The following is a 21,040-nucleotide window of genomic DNA, read 5'->3' on the forward strand; positions in this document are numbered from 1 at the left end:
GCCCCGACCCTCTCCCCCAGCCCCTCTCCCACAAGTGGGCGAGGGGAGCCAAGCGGTTACGAGTTCTTCTTGCTGTCCTTACTCTCGGCCTTCGGGTCATACACCCGAGTCAAATCCCCCCCAAGGCGGAAGGTCTTGAACGGCTGCATCGACTGCTTCCACTTCAGCGTGTCGCCGCCGCACTGGTACAGGGTGCAGTAGGGTTCCAGCCAGGCGTATTTGCTGTCGATTTTCAGGTCCTCCATGTCCTGCTTCACGCCGGCCTTGGCGGCGAATTCGTCCGGGTCGTTCACTCCTTCCATTACGCGTTTGGCCAGGCGGCTCAGGGCGTCGCGGTTTTCGGTGCGCAGGTCTACGTGGTTGGCGTCGGCGAAGCTGGCGATCATCGCCAGCGGTGGCAGCGCGTAGTTGTGGTACGACAGGGCGCGCTGTTTACGCTTGAGCTCGTTGGGCAGATAGCCGTCGCTGTCGACCTGGTTGGCGCCAACGCGGAACTGCTCAACGGACCAATCGAACAGGTCCTGGCGATCGGTCGCCACGGCGGTGGCCATCACCGACCACGCGGCCCAGTACGAGTGGTTGTTCACTTGCTTGAGCGGCAGGTAGCTCCAGTCTTTCACCACCTGATCGCCGAGCTTGCTGAACCAGGCTTCGATCACCTTGGATTGCGGCCCGTAGTTGGCCAGCGGTTTGGACTCGGAGAACTTCAGGCGCAGGTACGCCGAGGCCACGCTGCCCAGTGCCCATTTACGCATCGACTTGCCGGTGTGGTTGAAGTCGGTGGAGAGCAGGGCGTCGGCCTGGGCCCAGGTGGTGAGCCAGCTCAGGGTGCAGTCCAGCTGTTCCTGGCGGCCGTCGCGCATATAGCCCATCACCTGTTTGCTCACCCCGCGTTCCAGCGTGGTGATGCTCGCGGTAGCGTCGCGAAAGGCTTTTTCCGAGTCTTTGTTCAGCGTGGCGCGGGCCGAGTCCGAGCCTTCGTATTTGCTGCGAAACACCAGCTTGTCGGTGTAGGGCTTGGGCGGCGCGCCGCATTGTTCTTCCGGCGGTTTGGTTTTGTGGCTTTCAATCGGCGCGTAGTAGCCCTGTGGGGGAACCAGTGCCGCACTGGCCGTACCGGCTACCAGCAAGGTGCTTAGCGCGGCGCCGCGAAAAAAGGCGTGGGATGCGTTCATGAGTCTGTGCCTCCTGCGGCTTTCGCCGTAAGGGTGCCTGCACCGATGGAGGGCCGTTTGCACAGCGTGGCTTTCACGCTGAGGTTGGCCGGCATTTCATCGGGGCTGTGAATTTCCATGGCGAGCATATTAAGGTCTGCCCAGCCAGGGTCGTTACGCAGTTGGAAGACATAGCGGCCACCGGTATCGGCAGCGGCGCTCTGTTCCAGTTTCAAGTTTTCCCGGCGGCCGTTGAGGTACCAGATGGTGGCCTTGAGGGTTTTTACCGAGGGGTCGCTGAAGGTCAGGTCAACCTGATATTGGTTGCCCTGCAGGTTGAGCAATTGGTTCTTGCCGTTGACCAGAATCTCGGTGGCGCCGTTGTGCAACTTCACATCGTTTTGCAGTACTGCTTTTGTCCTTCGCAGCCGTTGTCCACCAGGGGCATGGCTTGGCGGTAGAAGCTTTTTTGCGCCAGGTCGTAGTGGGTGGCGAATTCCCAGACGATGACTTTCGGCGGGTGGTCGTGGAATTCCTTGCTGCTCAGGTATTGCAGCAGGGAGCTGTCGAAGCCGCCGCCGGAGATGGCGTTGTTGAGAATTTCGGCGCCGCTGTATTGCTCCAGAAAACCGGCAAAGTTGTACGCCGGGCCACTGTTACTGGTGCCCACCAGCGCCACTTGTGGCTGGCTTTCATCGCCGAACAGATCGCCACCGCCGCCTTCATCACCGCCGCCGCTGCCGGCCACGGTGGTTTCAAAACGGTCCACGTATTGGGTGGCGTAGCTGTTGCCGCACAGCTGCGCAGCGGCCTTGTGGAAGGTGCCGAGTTTGCTCAGCAGGCCGACGCGTTTGCTCTCGTATTGCTGCTTGGGAATGTCGGCAAAACCGGGCACGTCTTTCAGGGTGTCGGCGGTGATTTTCGCGGTGCGTTCAGCCCCGTATGGCGTCCAGTGGTGGTCGCCTTTGAAGTAGTAAGCGTGTTCCTGGTTTTCGTCGAACAGCGGGCTGTAGTCAGGCACATACATGCCGGTCTCGCGCAGCTTGGCGATAGTTGCCAGGTAGTTCTTTTTTGCCAGGTCGTAGTTGAACGAGGCCTTCTCGGCCGGGGTGAGTTTTTCCCGGTTTACCAGGCCGCGCGTGGGCTGATACACCACCACCAGCTCGATGCCTTTTTTGTGCAGGGCATCGCGCAGCGCTTTGAGTTTGGCGTAGCCCTCGGGCGTGGTGCCGAAGTCGGTGCGCAGGTCGTAGGTGGTACGGAACAGCCAGTCGTCCTGGGCCTGCACCAGGTGGGTAAAGAAGCCCAGGTACTTGGTGTTGTACAGGCCGTTATTGGCGGCGGCCGGGCACAGCGGCGCGTTACCTTTCACTTGGTATTGCGGCACGCCGGTGTCGGCGGCCTGGCTCAGGTTGCTGGCGGCCAGCAGGGCCATGGCCAATGCAGACGGGGCGAGCCAATGGCGGGTTGTGGTGGTAGTCGTCATGGAATGCATGCTCCTCAGTCCTGAAGTTCGGCCTGGCTTTCAACGGGGTCGATCAGCACTGCCTTATCCTGGCGGACCATCAGGTCCAGAATTTCGTTTTGCTTGTCGCCGAGAATTCCCGAAAAGCTGATGCCCGACGATTTGGTCGGCGCCAGCATGGCCACCCGGTACAGCTCCACCGACAACGGCGAGTCGATGGAGAGCGGCCCGGAGCCGTTACTGATCAGCTCGCCGCCGACCACGATCATCGACACCTTGGTGTCGAACGGGTCGAGGTCGATGTCGCGGTCGGTGTCGCTCAAATCTTTGATGTGGCCGTAGACGCCCACCAGGCGGTTATCCACAGCCAGGTTTTCGTACAGGCGAATGTTGGTGCTGTTGCGCAAGCGAATGCCGTGGCGTTCGTTGCTCAACACCTTGTTGCCCCACAGCAGGTTGTTGGAGCTTTCGTACAGCGTGATGCCGTCGGATTGGTTGTGGTAAACCTCGTTGTAGGCCACCAGGTTGTTGACGCTGTTACGGTCGATAACGATGCCCGAGAGTTTGTTCTCGTAGACCTTGTTATTGATGATCCAGCTGTCATCCACTTCGCGGGAAATGATGATCCCGTGCTTCTTGTGGGTGCCGTACACGGTGTTGCCGGCAATCACCAGACGGCGCGAGCGGTCGTGGGGGTCGATGCCGTAGATGATGTTGTCGCGGTAGGTATTGTCCTTCACCACGAAGTCTTGGGTTTCGTAGCAGTAGAAGCCGTACCACAGGTCCGAGAACTCCGAGCCGATGATCCAGCCGGTGGGCATGCCACGCCCCATCTGCTTGCTCATGTTCGGCGTGTACTGGGAAATACTTAGGCCGTAGGACTTGCTGGTGTTGTAACCGAAGCTCGCGATCTTGCTGTTGACGATATAGGTCTCGGTGCCGCCCCAGGAGAGCAGAAACGGACGGAATTCTTCCGGCTTTTTAAACGTGGCCGGGGCCTTTTTCGCTTCGTTCCAACCGGTGAGGTTGGTGCCGGTGATAAACAGTTTGCCGTCGTTGACGATAAAGGCGCCGCGGTCTTGCGACAGGTGCAGTTCTTTTACGTCTTTGTCGATTTGCAGGCTGGCGTTGTGCGCCACCACCAGCGGCAGGCGCAGGGTGTAGGTGCCGTCGGCGTCCGCGCTCAGGTACTGCTTGGGTACTTTTTTGGTCAGCTCGCTCAGGCTCATATAGCCGCCTTCGACGAAGATGGCCTGGGGCATGCCGCGCTGGCGGGTCACCCATTCGGCCATGCGGTTGTTGCCGCCGATAAATTCCTTCAGGGCGTCTTGCTGCACCATGCGCCGCACGGTGACGCTGCCTTTTTTTCGGCGGTCGATCTTGGCGTTTACCGCCTCAGCGGTGTAGCCGCTGAGGTCGGGCAACTTCGGTGCGGCCAGCTCCAGCGCTTTGGTGGGCGCGGTGGTCACGGTGTAGCTTTTGGCTTGCTTGAGCTCTTTGGTCGCCTGGGTTTTATCTTCGCTACCGGGCAGCGGCGCGTCACTGGCACGCGCTACATCCTGCTGGCTTTGCGGAGCCTCGACAGCCATGGCCGGGCCACTGAGCAGCAGCACGCCAGCCATCAGCAGCGGTAGCAAAGGCGGAGTGTGATCAGTCATGTCAGGGGTTCTCCATGGCCGCGTCATCATCAGAAGCGCCAGATCACGTCGACAAAAGCACGGTGCATATACGAGTCGGCATCGGGGCCGTAGGCATCGCCGGGTTTGAACACGCCGCCGCGAAAGCGCACCAGGGCCGACGGTTCGTCGATGGCCTGGCTGAGCGAGGCGGGCAGCAGGCCCTGTTTGAAGTACTTGGTGACCACCAGATCGACTTCCTGGCCAACGTCTTTTTCGCCGTCCTGCATCGCGGCATTGATGCCGCTGGTGCCGATTGGTTGCTGGTCATCGACACGCCAGAACTTGTGGTAAACCAGGCTTGCGTCGTAGTCCTCGCGCAGCTGCCAGGAGCCAAACAGCGTGGCCGCCTGCAGGTTGCTCAGCTCACCGCGAAACGCCTCACCAAAGCGATGTACCCGCGAGCGCGTGCCGGTGTAGGTGGAGCGGTTACTTTCCAGGCCTGTCTGCTCGTAGTTGTCGCCGCCGTCATCACCGCCACCGCCGCTACCACGGGCGTAGGCGCCGCCGAGCTGCCAGTTTTCATCGAGCTTCCAGCGCAGGCCCAGGTCGGTGGCCCAGGCGCTGACGTCGCCGCTCTGCTTGCCGGTGGCAATCTCATCGCCGCCCACGGTCTGGGTGGTCAAACGATCACGGTCGCCGGTCAGGCTGGTGACGCTGGCCCAGTAGTTCAGGCGGTTTTCATTGCGCGGGTTGTAAGCGTCGCTGTTGGCTTGCACGCCAACCCAGGTGAGGTCGCCGGTGCTGGTTTTATCCAGCTCGTCGACGGTTTCGCCGGCGTGGTTGAGCTTGCCGTCGTCGCTAGCGTGGTGCACGTTCAGGCCCACCCAGTGGCCGGGCGTCCATTGCGCGGCGATGTCGCCGTAAATGTGCAGGCGATCTTTGTCTTTTGGCGCGAGGTCGTCGATGTCGGTGCGGTAGTCGCTGAAGCGTTCGGCTACACCCAGATCGGCTTTGAGCAGGGTGGTGTCGAAGGTCCAGTTCAACGCTTCGATATTGGTGTCGCGCCACATGCCGTCGTCGTTGCGCAGCCGTTGGCGACCCAGGCGCAGTTCTTCGCCGGGGTAGGGCGTGAGGCCCGAATAACCGATCCAGAATTCACGCAGCGCCAGGTAGCTTTTGTCGGGCTGGCGGCTGTCGTTGCTGCTGCCGCTGCCACTGGTGTTATCGCCGTCTTCGGGTTGTTGCAGGGTGTCGGTCTCGATGATGTCTGTCGCACTAACAGCCTGCCCCATCGCATAGCCGCTCCAGTTGCCGCGCTTGCCGTACACCCAGGGGCGCAGGTCGATACCGATACCGTTTACATCGCCGCCACTGCGGGTGCCGAGGTCGCGGTCATCTTCGGATTGGGCGGTGATCTTCACGTCCATGCCGTAGCTGCTGCTGTCGGTCATCTGCACGGCCCAGGCGGAATGGGCGCTCAGCAAGGTGGCGCTGAGGCAAAAACCAGCGCGCGTCCATGGGTTGGTGGTTTTACGTGGTGTGCGTTTCATAGTGGCTCCTGCCCGTCCTGACTTTGCATGGCTTGCATCTGCGTAACGGTTTGTAGAGTTGCGCCACGCAGCGCTTGTTCCTCACGCAGCAAGCGTTCCGCTTGGGGGCGCGAGCCAGGGGGTAATTGCTGTTCGATCTGCGCCGCCAGGTCGGGCGCTTGCGGTGTGCCTTTCTGCACGGCGATCTGGCTGAACACATAGGCGTTCACCGGATCGGGAGCGATGCCACGGCCTTGGGAGAACATCTGCGCCAGGGCGAAGTCGGCGCTGTTCTGCCCGGCACGGGCGGCGGCCAGCAGGCGGTCTAGCGCTTGCTGTGGCTGGACCTGGCCGAGGTAACCACGGCGGTACATCTGGCCCAGGTAGTAGTTGGCGCTGGTCTCGCTTTGCGCCGCTTTAAGCAGGTGCTGTTCGGCTTTTTCAGGGTCAGCCGGCAGCAGTTTGCCTTCGTAGTAGAGCTTGCCGAGCAGCAGTTCGGCGCGCGGTTGCGCGGCCTCGCGGCCCTTTTTCAGGTACTCGAGCATCTTGTCGATATCGCCCTGCTCGGGGTAGTCGTAGAGCAATTGCGCGAGGCTCACCCAGGCAGCGGGGTAGGTCGGGGCTATCTGTTCCAGCATCTGTTGCGCGGTGGCCGGATCGGTTTTGCCGCCACCCTGAACTACCAGTTCCGGGTCGGCCAATACCTGCGCCACACCTTCCATGCGCGCCGCCGGTACTACGCCACGGCCATAGGCACCACGCAGTTGTTCGACCAGGGCTTTCTGCTTATCGGCTTCGCCACGTTTCTGGTACACGGTCGCCAGTTCCACGTAGCAAACATCGGCGGTGTTAAGCGCGGCTGTGCAGATCTTTTCCACGTCGGCCAGGTGCGCGTCGTAGGTGCCCTGGGTGCGATAGAGCAGCACCTGAGCCAGCTCCGCCTGCGGGTGACCTTGCTCGCGCCACTGGCTGATTTTTTCCTGGGCGTTCACGTTGGGGAACGTTTGCGGGTATTGCAGGTAGAGCATGGCCAGCGGCAGCACGGCGCCTTCTTCGCCATTGGCGAAGGCTTGCTTCAGGCGTTTTTCCGCTTCCTGGTGCTCGGCCTCGGTGGCGTTCGGCTTGGTGGCCAGCAGTCGGCCGAGACGCGAGGCGGCGCGCGGCGAGGTATCCGCCGCCTGGCGGTAGGTTTGTTCGGCGGCCGCCAACTGCGCCGGGTCGCCGCTTTCCAGCTGGATATCGGCCAGGCCCACGGAGGCATCGGCATAGCCCATATCGGCCAGGGCCTTGTAGTTGGCCTGGGCGGTGGCGGTGTCGCCGTTTCTCAGCGCCTCGTTGGCCAGGCGCTGGTCGGGCAGACCGGCGCAGCCAGCCATACTCAACGCTACGGCCAAGAGTAGCGGTTTGTAGAGGAAGAGGTGCGGCTGTGCGTTATCCATAGCTTAGAGTCCTGCTGCCATGGCTTTGTCCATCAGCCAGCCAAAGGAAGGGCCGTTGTCGCTGCTCACTTCCACCGGGCGACCGCCCAGGGCGTTCTCCAGCGGCTCGTCAGGCTGGATCACCACGCGGATATCCGAAGACAGATTGCCGGTGTCATTCAGGCTGCTGCTGATCACCTTGCCGCCGCGCACTTCATCAAGGCCGGCGACCTGGAAGTTCACCCGCGCGCCCGGTTTGATCTCGTTGAATTTGCTGTACGGGAAGCGTGCTTCCACCTGGGCTTTGGCTTCACGCGACACCAGGTCGAAGATCACATCGCCCTTGCTCGCGTATTGGCCGTCGGCCACGTATTGCTTGGCCAGCACGCAGTCGCATGGGCTGGTCAGGGTGCCTTTCATTTGCTTGTTGAACAGGTTGGCGACGTTGGACGGACTCAGGTCTTTGTCGTCCAGGTGGCCCTTGAGCATCTCCAGCATCGAGGCACTGAAGGTGGCAATCGGCGCGCCTTTTTTAACCACACCATCGGCGCCGATCAGGCTTTGCACGGTGCCCTCACGGGGCATGGTCACTTGCATGCCCGGCACCTGTACCAGTGCCGATTGCGCGTGGGTGACGAAGTACAGGCTGTAGATGGATTTGAACAGGAAACCGAAGGCCAGCAGGCCCACCAGGAAGATGCCAACGCTAAAACTCACGGCGCGCATCCGCGCAAACGCGCTCATGCCGCCAACCGCTTTTTGCTTGCGGGTTTTGGTGAAGTTTTCGCGCTGCAAGGTGGTGAGTAATTCACCGACGCTGACCAGCTCGCCGCTCAAGTGCGCGGTGATCAGGTGGCGCAAGGTGGAAATTTCCCGAGGGCGCATATTGCTGAATTGGCAGCCCACGCGGTTGGTGTCGAAGTCCACCGAGCGCACTTGAAATTCGGTGTCGATGGCCAAGGTGATGTTGTCGATCACAAAGAGCATTTTGCCTTTGTGGAAGTCGCCAACTTTCACGGTGCTGTTGGTGGCGCCGTAGCTGAAGCCACCGGCGGAAATGTCGGTGACGGTCTGCTCGACCACTTCGCGGTTCTTGCCGCTGAAGCGGATTTTGGCCGGCAGACGAACCCGGGCGTACTGACGCTGGGCTTCGGATTCGTGCACCACATTGACGTTGACGGCTGTATTCATGGCGTTATTCCTACTCAAAGGTTTTAGTCCGTTGATGGCGGCGACTCACACCACCAGCAGCAACGTGGCGACAAACACGCTGGCGGCGGAGAAGGTCATGGTTCGGGACGACCAGGTGTTGAACCAGTGCTGAAAGCTGGCCAGGTCGCGGTTGAGTTTGGTGGGCTGGCGCGTCCAGGATTGTTGGTCGAGGCGGAAGAACACGTAGATCTTCACCAGGGCGCCGACGATCTGGTTGTAATAGAGAATGACCGGGTAGGCCGGGCCGATGTGGTGGCCGCTCACGGCCAGCAGCAGGGTCAGCACCAGGCGGGTAAAGCCAATCCACAAGAGGTACACGAGCAGGAAGGCGATGCTGTATTTGAGGCTGGCGATGATCGCCACGGTGAGGCCCAGCAGGCAGGTCCACATCGATACGCGCTGGTCGAACAGCACCAGGCTGGTGAAGAGGCCCAGGCGACCTTTACCCAGCTTCATGGCCCGCGAGTTTTGCCGCAGGTTGTTGCCGTACCAGCGGAACATCAGCTTGCGGCTGGCCTTGATAAAGCTCTTTTCCGGCGGGTGCTCGACGGTGTTGATGGCCGCGTCGGGCACGTAGAAGGTGTCGTAGCCCAGGCGCATCAGGCTGTACCAGCTGGACTTGTCGTCACCGGTCAAAAACTTGAAGCGGCCCAGGCGCCAGTGGTCGAGCGAATCGCTTTCCACGTCGGCGATAAATTCGGGGTTGCTGATGACGGGAGCGCGGAACATCGACATGCGCCCGGTCAGCGTCAGCACGCGCTTGGACAGGCCCATGGAGCACATGTTGATGTGCCGCTGAGCGAAGCGCAGCTTGTGCCACTCGCTCATGATGTAGCTGCCGCGCACTTCGCAGAATTCGTTGGTGGTCAGGCCACCGACATTGGGGAACAGCTTGAAATACGGCACGGTGCGGCGCACCACCCCAGGCTCCAGCACGCTGTCGCCGTCGATCACCGCCACCACCGCATCGCGGTCGGGCATATGCCGGGAAATGGCGCGAAAGCCGTGGGCCAGACCGTCGCGTTTGCCGGTGCCGGCAATACGCACGAAGTCGAGGGTGACGTTCTCCGGTGGGTTGTATTTCTCCCACAAGCTTTTGACCAGAAACTCATCGGAGAGCTCGACGATGGAGCACACCACGGTGGTGGGGTAGCCACATTCCATCGCTTCGCGAATTACCGATTGGTACACCTGCGCGGTGGTCAGCGCGTCGATACGAAAACTGGTCACCATCAAAAATACGTGGGAAGGGTCGGCCGCTGTACCCAGCTTGGCCGCCTTGCGCCGGTAGTGGGGAAACACCACGTACAGAAACAGCACGCCGCGCAGAAAATGCATGGCGCCCATGGAGTAGCGCCAGATGCCGACCGCACCGATCAGAAAGATAAAGTCTTTCGACTCGGGGTCGAACACCGTGCGGGGTAGTGCGAGGGCGAGTCCGCACAAAAGGGCGAGGTAGAACAACCACCCGGCGCCTTCTGCCAGAACCTGCTTGAGCCTATCCATTTATGTGTCCTGTGCGTTTATAGACTAGCCGTCACCCCAGCGAAGGCTGGGGTCCAGGGGCGGCAAATGCGATTGCCTGAGGAAGTCTGGATTCCCGCCTGCGCGGGAATGACGGTTATTTCGGCCTTACGGCTACCAGCAGATGCCTTCGGTAGTGCCGTTGGTGGTGTGCTTCATGAAACCCACCAGATCGACCACTTGCTTGCCCTCGGGGGCATGCTGCGCCAGTGCTCGGAAACGCTCGTCGCGGTTGCCCAACACGATGATGTCGGAGCCCGCCACCACTTGGTTGAAGTCGCTGTTGAGCAAGGATGAAACGTGGGGGATCTTGGACTCGATATAGTCCTTGTTGGCCCCGTGAACGCGGGCGTATTCGACGTTGCTGTCGTAGATGGAAAGGTCGAACCCTTTGCCGATCAGCATCTCGGCCAGCTCCACCAGCGGGCTTTCACGCAGGTCATCGGTGCCGGCTTTGAAGCTCAGGCCGAGTAGGGCGACTTTGCGTTTGTCGTGACTGGCGATGATGTCGAACGCGTTCTGCACCTGGGCCACGTTGCTGCGCATGATGGCGCCAAGCATCGGGTGTTCCACGTCCAGCTGACCGGCGCGGTAGGTGAGGGCACGTACATCCTTGGGCAGGCACGAGCCGCCGAAGGCAAAGCCGGGGCGCATGTAGTACTGGGAGAGGTTGAGGGTTTTGTCCTGGCAGACCACGTCCATCACTTCGCGGCCATCTACGCCGACGGCCTTGGCGATGTTGCCGATCTCGTTGGCGAAGGTGACCTTGGCGGCGTGCCACACGTTACAGGTGTACTTGATCATCTCGGCGACTTCGATGTCTTTGCGGATGATCGGTGCGTCGAGTTCGCTGTACAGCGACTCCAGGGCGTCGCCCGATTGTTTGTCCAGTTCACCGATAACGGTCATCGGCGGGTGGTCGTAGTCTTTGATGGCGGTGCTTTCACGCAGGAACTCGGGGTTCACGGCGACACCAAAATCCACCCCGGCTTTTTTTCCGGAGCAGTCTTCAAGAATAGGGATCACCACATTTTTTACCGTGCCGGGTAACACAGTGCTTCTAACGACAACAGTGTGCCGGGTGGTTTTATCGCGCAGCACATAGCCGATTTCACGGCACACCGACTCGATGTAATCGAGCTCCAGATCGCCGTTCTTTTTACTCGGGGTGCCGACGCACAGCATCGACAGTTCGGTGTCGCGGATGGCACCGGCTACATCGGTGGTGCCGCGTAGGCGTCCGGTTTCAATGCCCTGTTGCAGCAAGGCCTCAAGGCCAGGTTCGACAATCGGCGATTTGCCGTTGTTGATGAGATCAATCTTGGCGGTGGAAACATCCACGCCGACAACTTCATGGCCGCGTGCAGACAGGCAACCGGCACATACTGCGCCGACATAACCTAAACCAAAAATGCTAATACGCATTGTATTCACCTATTACTTTGAGTTACGCCGTTAAACAGTGGATGGTTGGATTAACCATCACCCTTGTAATGCACTTCGTAAGTTGTAATTACGAAAGCGCAGGCATAATAAGTTCGTCACATTCAACTTAATGAATGCGTGAGTGGGCATGTTGTAAAAGGGATGCGCCCGGATATCAGGCCTACGCTCCAACACTGGTCGTAGAGCCTTGGTGAGGCTGTTGCAGTAGGTCTGCTTCTACCTGCTTCTCCATCATTTTTAAAACGTTCCGTGTGCCGACTTATAGCGAATAAACAACCACGGCTTATTCAGCAAGTTAGGGTTTGGCCAGTGCTGGGCAGCACTAAGAAAGCCAACCTGTAAAAAGTCGTTACGGGGTTATGAGCCCGCAGAATTAATGATAGTTCCTACCGTTCGTCAGACTTTCGCAACACTTGGACATATGCCGGGATATAGCAGTGATTGCAATATACTGGCAGTTGCGCTGTATCCCCCTTGATAGCGGGCGTAGGGCGCTGCAATAACTTTTTGCCAGTACTAAAGATTGGTTAAAGTGCCACCAGTTAAACGGAGGACAGTCTAGGGGTAGATACCCAATTAAAGTTGGGTAGAGGCTGGGGAACTTTGAGTAGATGGGGGTGTATGGCAGGGAAGTGCGCAGAGAGTGGCGCCGAAATAACAGCGCTAATTTGAGGGGATGTTTCCAGGAATCGAGGCTGAATTGGATGGCCATCACCTCTCCCACAAGAGATCGAAATACCTTGTGGGAGAGGCTTGAGCCTCGATGCGTTAGCTTTTAATCCTGCGCCTCGTCGCGCAGGAAAATCAGGTGATCGGGCTTGGACTGCGCCGCATCGAAGCGGTAGCCCTGGTAGTTAAAATCCTTGAGGCCGGCCGGGTCGTTCAAGCGTTCCTTGATCACGTAGCGGGCCATCATGCCGCGCGCCTTTTTGGCGTAGAAACTGATGATCTTGTACTGGCCGTTCTTCATGTCCTTGAAGTCGGTATTGATGATCCGCCCCTTCAACGCTTGGCGTTTTACCGCGCCGAAGTATTCGTTGGAGGCCAGGTTCAGCAGCACATCATCGCCCTGGGCTTTGAGCGCCTGGTTCAGCCAGGTGCTGATGTTGTCGCCCCAGAACGCATACAGGTCTTTGCCGCGCGCGTTGGCGAGCTTGGTGCCCATTTCCAGGCGGTAGGGTTGCATAAGGTCCAGTGGGCGCAGCACGCCATAGAGACCGGAAAGCATGCGCAGGTGTTTTTGCGCGAAGTCGAAATCGTCTTCGCTGAAATCTTCGGCGTGCATGCCGGTGTACACATCACCTTTAAACGCCAGCAGGGCCTGCTTGGCATTCTTGGCGGTGAACTTGGGCGACCAACTGCCAAAGCGCGCGGCGTTCAAGCCGGCGAGTTTGTCGGACAGGTGCATCAACTCGGCGATTTGCGCCGGGCTGAAGTCGCGCAGCTGGGTGATCAGTTCTTGCGCGTGGTCCAGGTGTTGCGGTTGGGTGTGGCGGGAGGTGACCGGCGGGGTGTCGTAGTCCAGGGTCTTGGCGGGTGAAATCACCATCAGCATGGGGGCGTCTCCTAAAGGCAGCGGCGATTCTAAGCGGTGCCGGCGTATTTGTCTTAGCCGCGTAGACGCTGTCGATAGGCGCCCGGGGTTTCGCCGCAGAGCTGCTTGAACAGCTTGGCAAAGGCCGCACGGTCGCCGAAACCCACTTGCTCCGCCACCTGCTCCAATGAGCGTGACGGCTGACGCAATGCCGCCTGGGCGGCGCTGATGCGCAGGCGTTGCAGGTATTCATTGGGTGTTAGCCCCGTGCTGGCGCGAAAGCGTCGCAGCAAGGTGCGCGGGGAGCAATTGGCCTGCGCGGCGAGGCGCTGTAAATCCATGGGTTCGGCCTGGTGCTGGTGCATCCATTTCAGGAGCGGCTGCAGCGGGTCGTTGCGCTTTGTGTCCGGCAGCAACGGTTCAAAGCGCGTCTGCTGGCCACGGTTGTGTTCAAACACCAACGCCGCGGCCACCTTTTGCGCCAGTTCGGCGCCGGCATGCCAGGCAATCAGGTACAGGCACAAGTCCAGCCCCGCTTGGGCGCCGCCGGAGCAGAACACCGGGCCATCGTGGGTCAGCAACTGCTCCACCTGCAACTTCGCCAAGGGAAAACGTTGGCGAAACGCCGGCGCCAGGCTCCAGTGGGTGGTGGCCACACGATCGTCCAGCACGCCAGCGGCACCCAACAGAAACGCGCTGCTGCACAGGCTGGCCAGGTAACGCTGTGACACCTGCGCCGCCAGCCACGGCAACAGCGCGGCATTGCTGGAAAGGGTGGTATCAATAGCGCTGCCGGTGGCGGGCAGCAGCACCAGGTCCGCCGTTTCGGCCAAGCGCAGTGCACCGTTGACGTTGATGCGCGCGAACTGCAAATCCACCCCATGGCCATCCAGGCTGAAACGCTGCAGCTGAAACACCCGCTCGCCCGCCAACTGGTTGGCCAACTGAAACGCATCCATCGCCATGCTCAGGCTCGAACACACGGTTTGCGGGCAGACATACAGGGCAATACGCAGCATGAGTCGACTATTCAGTGGTGAATATTGGCTATATTTGACACAAAGTTGTCGATATAGCCAGTCGCCGGCGGGCGGCTGCGCCACGACAATGGGCCATCATTTAATAGAGCCGGAGCTGCCATGAGCCACCCCAACGCCGAACTGATCACCCGTTTCTACCAAGCCTTTCAGCGCCAGGACGCCGAAGCGATGGCCGCTTGTTACGCCGATGATGTGCAATTCAGTGACCCGGTATTTCCTAACCTGAAAGGAGCAGAAGCCGGCGATATGTGGCGCATGCTCACCAGCCGCGCGCAGAACTTCTCCCTGGAATTCTCCAACGTGCAGGCCGACGACCACACCGGCAGTGCGCACTGGGTGGCGACCTACCTGTTCAGCGGCACGGGGCGCATGGTGGTTAACCGCATTCAGGCCAGCTTCGTGTTTCGTGACGGCAAGATCGTTGAGCACCATGACCGCTTTGATCTGTGGAAATGGTCGGCGCAGGCATTGGGGGTTAAAGGTGCGTTGCTTGGCTGGACGCCGCTGGTGCAGGGCGCGATTCGCAAGCAGGCGGCGAAGGGGTTGGCGGGGTTTCGCGCGGGGCGGTGAGGTGGTGACGGAATGCGTCGGTTACCATAGCCGCCCCAACTCCGGGGGTAACCTCGACTCACTGGCAGGTTTATCTCGTTGCAATTGCCCGAATCTCTCCCGACGCCTGCCGTCGAAATTGCAGGCAAACCCTGGTTCGTCTACCTCGTACGCGCCGCCAACGGCTCGTTGTATTGCGGCATCAGCGACGACGCGCAGCGGCGGTTTGCTGTGCACCAGAGTGGCAAGGGCGCGCGGTTTTTCTATTCCAGTCCGGCGGTGGCGTTGGTGTATGTGGAGCGCTGCACAGGCAAGGGCGATGCGTTGCGCCGCGAGCGCACCATCAAGCGGCTGAGCAAAAAGGCGAAGGAAAATCTGGTGCTGGGCTGGGCGGCAATTCAATCCGGTTATGACGTGCCATCAGCCTGATTGGGTAGGCCGAAGCGAAGGAGCCGGGTAAGCTCCAGCGTTCATAAAGCGCCCCGGAGCCTGCTATGCACGAGTTGATCCTGCACCATTACCCCACTTCGCCGTTCGCCGAAAAAGCCCGCCTGATGCTGGGCTTCAAGCAGCTGTCCTGGCGCTCGGTAATGATCTCGCCGGTGATGCCCAAGCCGGATCTGGTCGCCCTCACCGGCGGCTACCGCAAGACCCCGGTGCTGCAAGTCGGCGCCGATATCTATTGCGACACCGCACTGATTGCCCGCCGTTTGGAAGCTGAAAAAGCCACTCCCGCGTTGTTCCCGGCCGAGCAGTTGTTCGCCATCACCGGCTTTACCAACTGGATCGATTCAGTGCTGTTTCAGCACTCGGTGGCGCTGGTGTTCCAGCCGGATTCGGTCGCCATCCGTTTTGGCAAACTGCCGCCCGAAGCGGTGAAAGCGTTTATCGCCGACCGTGCTGGCCTGTTTAGTGGTGGCACCGCGGCGCGTGTGCCGTTGGCGCAAGCACAGCATCAGTGGCCGCAATTGATGGCGCGTCTGGAACAGCAGCTCAGTGCCAGCGGCAGCGATTTCCTGTTTGGTGAAGCCAGCCATGCCGACTTCGCCCTGGCCCACCAGTTGTGGTTCCTCAAGGCCACGCCGGTGACCTCGCCGCTTGTGGATAACTACCCGCTGGTTTCTGCCTGGTTCGCTCGCGTACTTGGCTTCGGCCATGGTTCGTCGACGCCAATGACGGCCGAAGAAGCGCTGGAAGTGGCTCGCACCGCAACGCCGGCGCCGCTGCCGGATGAGGTGTTTGAAGACCCGAACGGTTTCAAGGCGGGGCAGCAGGTGATTATTGCCGCGACCGATTACGGCGTAGACCCGGTAGCCGGTGAGCTGCTGTATGCCGGGCGTGAGGAGTTGATTCTGCGTCGCGAAGATCCGCGTGGCGGTGTGGTGCATGTGCACTTTCCGCGGTATGGCTTCAAGATCGAAGCGCAATGATTCCTGGGAAATAGCCTTTTCCAGGAATCGAGGCTGAAGCCTCTCCCACAGGGGCGCGATCCATTGTGTGGGCTTTAGCCTCAATGCTCTTAAATGAAAACGCCCGGCAATGACCGGGCGTTTTTGTGTGCGCTTTTAATTCAGATCCCTGACTTGATCGAACTCCAACTGCGGGTAATCACGCGCATCGCCGCTTGCGACGGCGGCAGGCTGACGAACAGCTTGTCGATCAGTCTTTCATCCGGGTAGATCGCTGGGTTTTCTCGCACGGCCGCGTCCTGCAATTCCTGCGACGCCGTGTTGGGGTTGGCGTAATGCAGGTAGTTGCTGACTTTGGCAATCACGTCCGGGCGCAGCAGGTAGTTGATAAACGCGTGGGCGCCGGCGGCGTTTTTGGCGGTTTTCGGGATGGCCAGGTTGTCGAACCAGATATTGCTGCCACCGTTCGGCAGGCTGTAGGCGACGGTGTTTTTGTTGCCGGCATCAATCGCGCTTTGCCGTGCTTGCAGCACGTCGCCGGAGAAGCCGATGGCTACGCAGATGTCACCGTTGGCCAGGTCCGCGATGTATTTGGTGGAGTTGAAGTAGGTGATCGACGGCGTGAGGGTTTTCAGCAGCTTGGTGGCGGCGGCGATGTCCTCGGTTTTTTCGCTGTTGGGGTCCAGGCCCAGGTAGAGCATGGCCAGCGGAATGATCTTGGTGGGCTCATCGAGCATCGCCACGCCGCAGCCTTTGAGCTTGGCCAGGTTCTCGGGTTTGAACACTAGGTCCCAGCTATTGACCGGCGCGTTGTCGCCGAACGCTGCTTTGACTTTTTCCGCGTTGTAGCCGATGCCCACGGTGCCCCACAGGTACGGCACGGCAAATTTATTGCCCGGGTCGGAGGATTCCAGGCGCTTCAACAACGAGGGATTGAGGTTTTTGCTGTTCGACAGCTGCGCCATGTCCAGCGGGAGATAAATGCCGGTTTTTACCTGGCGGGCGAGAAAGTCGGCCGGGGTGACCACTACGTCATAACCGGAGTTGCCGGTGAGCAGCTTGGTTTCCAGGATGGCGTTGGAGTCGAAGGGTTCCAGCACCACTTTGATGCCGGTTTCTTTTTCAAAATCGGCGAAGGTGGTTGGCCCAACGTAGTCGGCCCAGTTGGCGAAGTGAATTTCCTGCTGGGCTGCACTGGCTTGCAGTGTGAACCCCAATAACAGCCCCATTGCACAGCTAAGCGTGGTTTTGCCGAACGAGCCTTTCATATGCGTACTCCAGTGAACCGCGCAGGTGAGTTGGAATTAGGCCGGCGTCGATTCGGTGAGGGTTTGCCAAGCCACGGGAGTGGTTGGCGCGCAAACAGGTAAAGCGGGCAGTGGCTCGAATCTAGGGGCTGCCCGGTACGCTGTCGTTCGCGCGTGCACGCATGGAAAATCGCTGGATGTGAGGGGCGGGGTCGTTGGCAGCGTCAGTGCGCTGCCCGGCAATTACTCGCCGATATCTTCATTCCACAGCTGCGGCTGGTCGGCGATAAAGTGCTCCATCATTGCCACGCAGGTGTGGTTCTGCAGCACGTCGACGTTCACCCCGCGTGAACGCAGCAGTTCTTCATCACCCATAAAGGTCTGGTTCTCGCCCACGATCACCTTGCGAATGCCGTACAGCAGAATGGCGCCGCTGCACATGGGGCAGGGCGAGAGGGTGGTGTAGAGCACCGCCTCGCGGTACAGGCTGGCGGGTTGCCGGCCGGCGTTTTCCAGAGCGTCCATTTCACCGTGCTTGATCACGCTGCCTTCCTGCACCCGGCGGTTATGGCCGCGGCCAATGATGCGGCCGTCGTGCACCAGCACCGAACCAATGGGAATGCCGCCTTCGGCCAGCCCCAACTGCGCTTCCTCGATTGCCGCTTGCATAAAAGCGTCCATGGTTTCTCCTGGTTTTGCGCGGGAAATGGCTGTGAGCCTTACCCTAGAGCACTCTTTTGCCGGATGCCAGCGCCCGCTAACTGACTGAACATAGGCGTTTTTTCTATACGTATCGAATTAGTAGATTGATAAAGCCGGATATTTGCGCTTTTTACTCATAATAAATCGATCAATACTCGCTCCACACCCAAGCAAAACAAACTCAAAACAAACTTCTGGAGCGAACATCATGAAAACCAACAAACTGATCCTCAGCCTCACCCTCTCCGTATTGGCCGCTAGCGCAGTAACCGTTCACGCCACCGACCTGTACCAACAACTGAATTCCCCGGTAGTCGCCGAAAGTGGCGCTGACCGTACCGGCGCAAACCGTGTAGCCGAAGGTGGTGCCGACCGCTCTGCTGTTAACCGTGTAGCCGAAGGCGGTGCTGATCGCAGCGGTGCAAACCGTGTAGCTGAAGATGGTGCTGATCACGTAGGTGCCAACCGCGTAGCCGAAGACGGTGCAGATCACGTAGGTGCCAACCGCGTAGCCGAAGATGGTGCTGATCACGTAGGTGCCAACCGTGTAGCCGAAGATGGTGCTGATCACGTAGGTGCAAACCGTGTAGCTGAAGATGGTGCTGATCACGTAGGTGCTAACCGCGTAGCCGAAGGTGGTGCAGACCACGTAGGCGCCAGCCGTATCAGCTAAGCGCTGACGCTGTAAAAAACAAAGCCCGGCGGATGCCGGGCTTTTTGCTGTTTGAACATCAACTGCATCGAGGCGTAGGTTGGGTTGAGCAAAGCGAAGCCCAACGATACAAAGAAACCAGCCCCGCCACCGCTGCCAAGCAGAACACTTCAAAACTCCCACCATCACGTCCAAAACAGTGTGGTGGCCAAACCCTCCTTATCGTTGGGCTTCGCCTTTGGCTCAACCCAACCTACGACTTTTACACCCGGAACTGATTGATCAACCGCCGCTGCTGCTCGGCCAACTTGGTCAACTCCGCACTGGCCTGACTGGCTTCATCTGCACCGCCGGCCACCTCGGCGGCAACCTGGCCAATATTGGTGACGTTACGGTTGATGTCTTCGGCCACCGCACTCTGCTCTTCGGCCGCGCTGGCGATCTGGGTGTTCATGTCGTTGATCACCGACACAGCCTGGGTAATGGCATCCAGCGCGCCGGCCGCATCGGCGGCATGGCGCACGCTGTCGTCGGTTTTGCCCTGGCTGTCTTCCATTACCTTCACCACTTCCCGCGTGCCTTGCTGAAGCTGCTGGATCATGGCCTGGATTTCTTCCGTGGCTTGCTGGGTTTTCTGCGCCAGGTTGCGCACTTCATCGGCCACCACGGCAAAGCCGCGGCCTTGTTCGCCGGCCCGCGCCGCTTCGATAGCGGCGTTAAGGGCCAACAGGTTGGTTTGTTCGGCAATGCCGCGAATGGCGGTGAGGATGGCGTTGATGTTTTCGCTGTCCTTGGCCAGGTTCTGCACTACCGCCACGGCCCGGCCGATTTCGGTGGCCAGCGAGGCGATGGCTTGCGAGGTGTTGTTGACGATGCGCTTGCCTTCGTTGGCCGAGCGGTCGGCGGCGTTGGCAGACTCGGCGGCCAGCGTGGCGTTGCGCGCTACGTCTTGCGCGGTGGCGGTCATCTCGTGCACGGCGGTGGCCACCTGATCAATCTCGACCATTTGCCGTTGCACGCCTTCGTTGGTGCGGATGGCGATATCGGCGGTGTTTTCCGAAGAGTCGCTGACCTTCTGCACCGAGCCCACCACGTCGCGAATCATGTTCTGCAACTTGTTGAGGAAGGTGTTGAAGCCATTGGCGATCTGCCCAAGCTCGTCGGCACGGTCCACCTGCAGCCGCTTGGTCAGGTCGCCGTCGCCTTTGGCGATGTCGTCGAGCATCGCCACCATCTGCTTCAGCGGCCGCGCAATGCCGTAGCCGACGAACCAGATCACCAGCAGGCCGACGCCGGCAATCAACAGGCCCACCACCAGCATGCCGAGGGTGTCGGTCTGGCGTTGGTCGTTGAGTTCTTTGTGCAGGTTGCGCAGCTCGGCATACACGGCTTTTTCCGGCAGCTGCAGCACCAGGGTCCAGCGCGCGCCGGTGTCACCTATGGTGAACGGCATCAGCAGCTGCAGCACGCCGGTGTCTTTGTTGGTGCTGAAGGTGGGTTGGTTGAGCGGCAGGGACTTCAGGTCGCCCATGCCCGGCAGCACTTCGGCGCTGGGCGTGCCGCGTTTGCTCGGGTCTTTGGTGTAGGCCACGATGCGGCCGTTGTCGGAAATCAGCCCCAGTTCGCCGGCGCCGTCATACAGCTTGCTGTCGGCGGCATTGAGCAGTTCCTGGATAAAGTCGACGGTAAGGTCGGCGCCGACGATGCCCTGGAACTTGCCTTTGACCAGAATCGGCACGTTGAACGAGGCGAGCATCACCATCTTGCCGCCCATTTCGTAGGGCGCCGGGTCGATCAGGCAGGTGACTTTTTTATCCCGTGGGCACAGGTAGTACTCGCCAGCGCGCACGCCGGTCGGCAGGAGCTTGTCGCTTTCGATGTCCGGGCCGAGGGTGTCCAGGGTCAGGCTGCCGTCATCTTTGCGATAGGCCCAGGGAATAAAACGCCCGGTGTCGTTGGCGCCCTTGGCGGTCTGGCCGGCGTAGGCGGCGTCCTGCGCATCGAAGGCGTTCACTTCCCAGCCGATATAGGCGTCCACTAGTTTCGGATTTTTCTGTAGCGCGTTTTGCAGCAGGTTGAGCAGCCCTTCGCGGGTTTGCGTCAGCGCCGGTGCGCCACTGGCATCGGTTTCACCGCCCAGCGCGTTGGTCTGCGCCAGGCTGGTGGCGATCACCAATGGGTATTCAAGCTCTTTGAGCACCTGGCTCACCTGGGCTTGGGCCAGGGAGGTGAGGCGCTGGTGAATCATGTCTTCGAGCAGCGACTGGGTACTGGTTTTTACCAGCTCCTGGGTGCGCGCACCGGCAAACAGCGAATACAGCACCAATGCCACGACGACGGCCAAGACGCTGGCACCGGCCAACAGGGCCACGGAGAACTGGATGGATTTAAAACGCATAGGAACCCCCACGTCGGACTTGTTAACAGCCGGTCCCTGGCGTATCGGCACACTACTGCGAAAGCATTAATGCCCGGTCTCGTGTAGCAAAGATGGCCGAATGCCAGAGCGCAAGTGAGGTTGTTCTGCAAAGGTGGGCGAA

Annotated in this window: 16 protein-coding genes and 2 pseudogenes; 3 read left to right on the forward strand and 15 right to left on the reverse strand. The window is 60.0% G+C overall.

Features of this window, described 5'->3' with window-relative positions:
- Window positions 1–56: 56 nt before the first annotated feature.
- The 10 genes and pseudogenes from AC0V2S_RS03605 to AC0V2S_RS03650 all read right to left on the reverse strand — a co-directional run bounded on the left by AC0V2S_RS03605 (window position 57) and on the right by AC0V2S_RS03650 (window position 13,920).
- The gene (locus AC0V2S_RS03605; RefSeq protein ID WP_475508526.1) at window positions 57–1,175 is read right to left on the reverse strand and encodes a mannuronate-specific alginate lyase; all 1,119 of its coding nucleotides are present in this window, start codon (window positions 1,173–1,175) and stop codon (window positions 57–59) included.
- Window positions 1,172–2,640: pseudogene (locus tag AC0V2S_RS03610) on the reverse strand (alginate O-acetyltransferase). The gene AC0V2S_RS03605 and the pseudogene AC0V2S_RS03610 overlap by 4 nt, the downstream one beginning before the upstream one ends.
- A 14-nt stretch (window positions 2,641–2,654) precedes the next feature.
- Complete coding sequence (gene algG, locus AC0V2S_RS03615) at window positions 2,655–4,277, reverse strand: mannuronan 5-epimerase AlgG (RefSeq protein ID WP_475508527.1); 1,623 nt, start codon at window positions 4,275–4,277, stop codon at window positions 2,655–2,657.
- 29 nt (window positions 4,278–4,306) lie between these two features.
- A complete protein-coding gene (locus tag AC0V2S_RS03620; protein WP_475508528.1) occupies window positions 4,307–5,788 on the reverse strand; it encodes an alginate export family protein in 1,482 nt (493 codons plus the stop codon).
- Window positions 5,785–7,206, reverse strand: coding sequence for an alginate biosynthesis TPR repeat lipoprotein AlgK (algK, locus tag AC0V2S_RS03625; RefSeq protein WP_475508529.1), 1,422 nt, complete (start codon window positions 7,204–7,206; stop codon window positions 5,785–5,787). The genes AC0V2S_RS03620 and algK overlap by 4 nt, the downstream gene beginning before the upstream one ends.
- Window positions 7,207–7,209: 3 nt before the next feature.
- Complete coding sequence (locus AC0V2S_RS03630) at window positions 7,210–8,376, reverse strand: PilZ domain-containing protein (RefSeq protein WP_475508530.1); 1,167 nt, start codon at window positions 8,374–8,376, stop codon at window positions 7,210–7,212.
- 45 nt (window positions 8,377–8,421) lie between these two features.
- Window positions 8,422–9,903 (reverse strand): mannuronan synthase, encoded by a 1,482-nt coding sequence (gene alg8 / locus AC0V2S_RS03635; RefSeq protein WP_475508531.1) that lies wholly within the window; start codon window positions 9,901–9,903, stop codon window positions 8,422–8,424.
- 132 nt (window positions 9,904–10,035) lie between these two features.
- Window positions 10,036–11,346, reverse strand: a complete 1,311-nt coding sequence (algD, locus tag AC0V2S_RS03640; RefSeq protein ID WP_475508532.1) for a GDP-mannose 6-dehydrogenase — start codon at window positions 11,344–11,346, stop codon at window positions 10,036–10,038.
- Between the two features lie 796 nt (window positions 11,347–12,142).
- Window positions 12,143–12,922, reverse strand: coding sequence for a peroxide stress protein YaaA (gene yaaA, locus AC0V2S_RS03645; protein WP_475508533.1), 780 nt, complete (start codon window positions 12,920–12,922; stop codon window positions 12,143–12,145).
- A 53-nt stretch (window positions 12,923–12,975) separates the two neighbouring features.
- A complete protein-coding gene (locus AC0V2S_RS03650; RefSeq protein WP_475508534.1) occupies window positions 12,976–13,920 on the reverse strand; it encodes a GlxA family transcriptional regulator in 945 nt (314 codons plus the stop codon).
- Between the two features lie 120 nt (window positions 13,921–14,040).
- Here AC0V2S_RS03650 and AC0V2S_RS03655 point away from each other — a divergent pair, with 120 nt between their 5' ends.
- From AC0V2S_RS03655 to AC0V2S_RS03665, 3 genes are all read left to right on the forward strand, one after another.
- Window positions 14,041–14,511, forward strand: a complete 471-nt coding sequence (locus tag AC0V2S_RS03655) for a nuclear transport factor 2 family protein (RefSeq protein WP_475508535.1) — start codon at window positions 14,041–14,043, stop codon at window positions 14,509–14,511.
- A gap of 78 nt (window positions 14,512–14,589) precedes the next feature.
- A complete protein-coding gene (locus tag AC0V2S_RS03660) occupies window positions 14,590–14,919 on the forward strand; it encodes a GIY-YIG nuclease family protein (protein WP_475508536.1) in 330 nt (109 codons plus the stop codon).
- A gap of 65 nt (window positions 14,920–14,984) precedes the next feature.
- Window positions 14,985–15,920, forward strand: a complete 936-nt coding sequence (locus tag AC0V2S_RS03665) for a glutathione S-transferase family protein (protein WP_475508537.1) — start codon at window positions 14,985–14,987, stop codon at window positions 15,918–15,920.
- 140 nt (window positions 15,921–16,060) lie between these two features.
- Here AC0V2S_RS03665 and AC0V2S_RS03670 read toward each other — a convergent pair whose 3' ends face one another.
- The 5 genes and pseudogenes from AC0V2S_RS03670 to AC0V2S_RS03690 form a co-directional block, all read right to left on the reverse strand.
- A complete protein-coding gene (locus tag AC0V2S_RS03670) occupies window positions 16,061–17,167 on the reverse strand; it encodes a polyamine ABC transporter substrate-binding protein (protein WP_475508538.1) in 1,107 nt (368 codons plus the stop codon).
- Between the two features lie 222 nt (window positions 17,168–17,389).
- Window positions 17,390–17,827: a nucleoside deaminase gene (locus AC0V2S_RS03675; RefSeq protein WP_475508539.1), complete on the reverse strand. Its 438-nt coding sequence runs from the start codon at window positions 17,825–17,827 to the stop codon at window positions 17,390–17,392.
- Window positions 17,828–18,029: 202 nt separating this feature from the next.
- Window positions 18,030–18,674 (reverse strand): hypothetical protein, encoded by a 645-nt coding sequence (locus AC0V2S_RS03680; protein WP_475508540.1) that lies wholly within the window; start codon window positions 18,672–18,674, stop codon window positions 18,030–18,032.
- Window positions 18,675–18,762: 88 nt separating this feature from the next.
- A complete protein-coding gene (locus AC0V2S_RS03685; protein ID WP_475508698.1) occupies window positions 18,763–19,605 on the reverse strand; it encodes a methyl-accepting chemotaxis protein in 843 nt (280 codons plus the stop codon).
- Window positions 19,606–19,620: 15 nt separating this feature from the next.
- Window positions 19,621–20,898, reverse strand: a pseudogene (locus tag AC0V2S_RS03690) (cache domain-containing protein); the annotation flags it as partial.
- Window positions 20,899–21,040 lie beyond the last annotated feature (142 nt).

This window comes from Pseudomonas sp. CC11G (genome assembly GCF_056174845.1).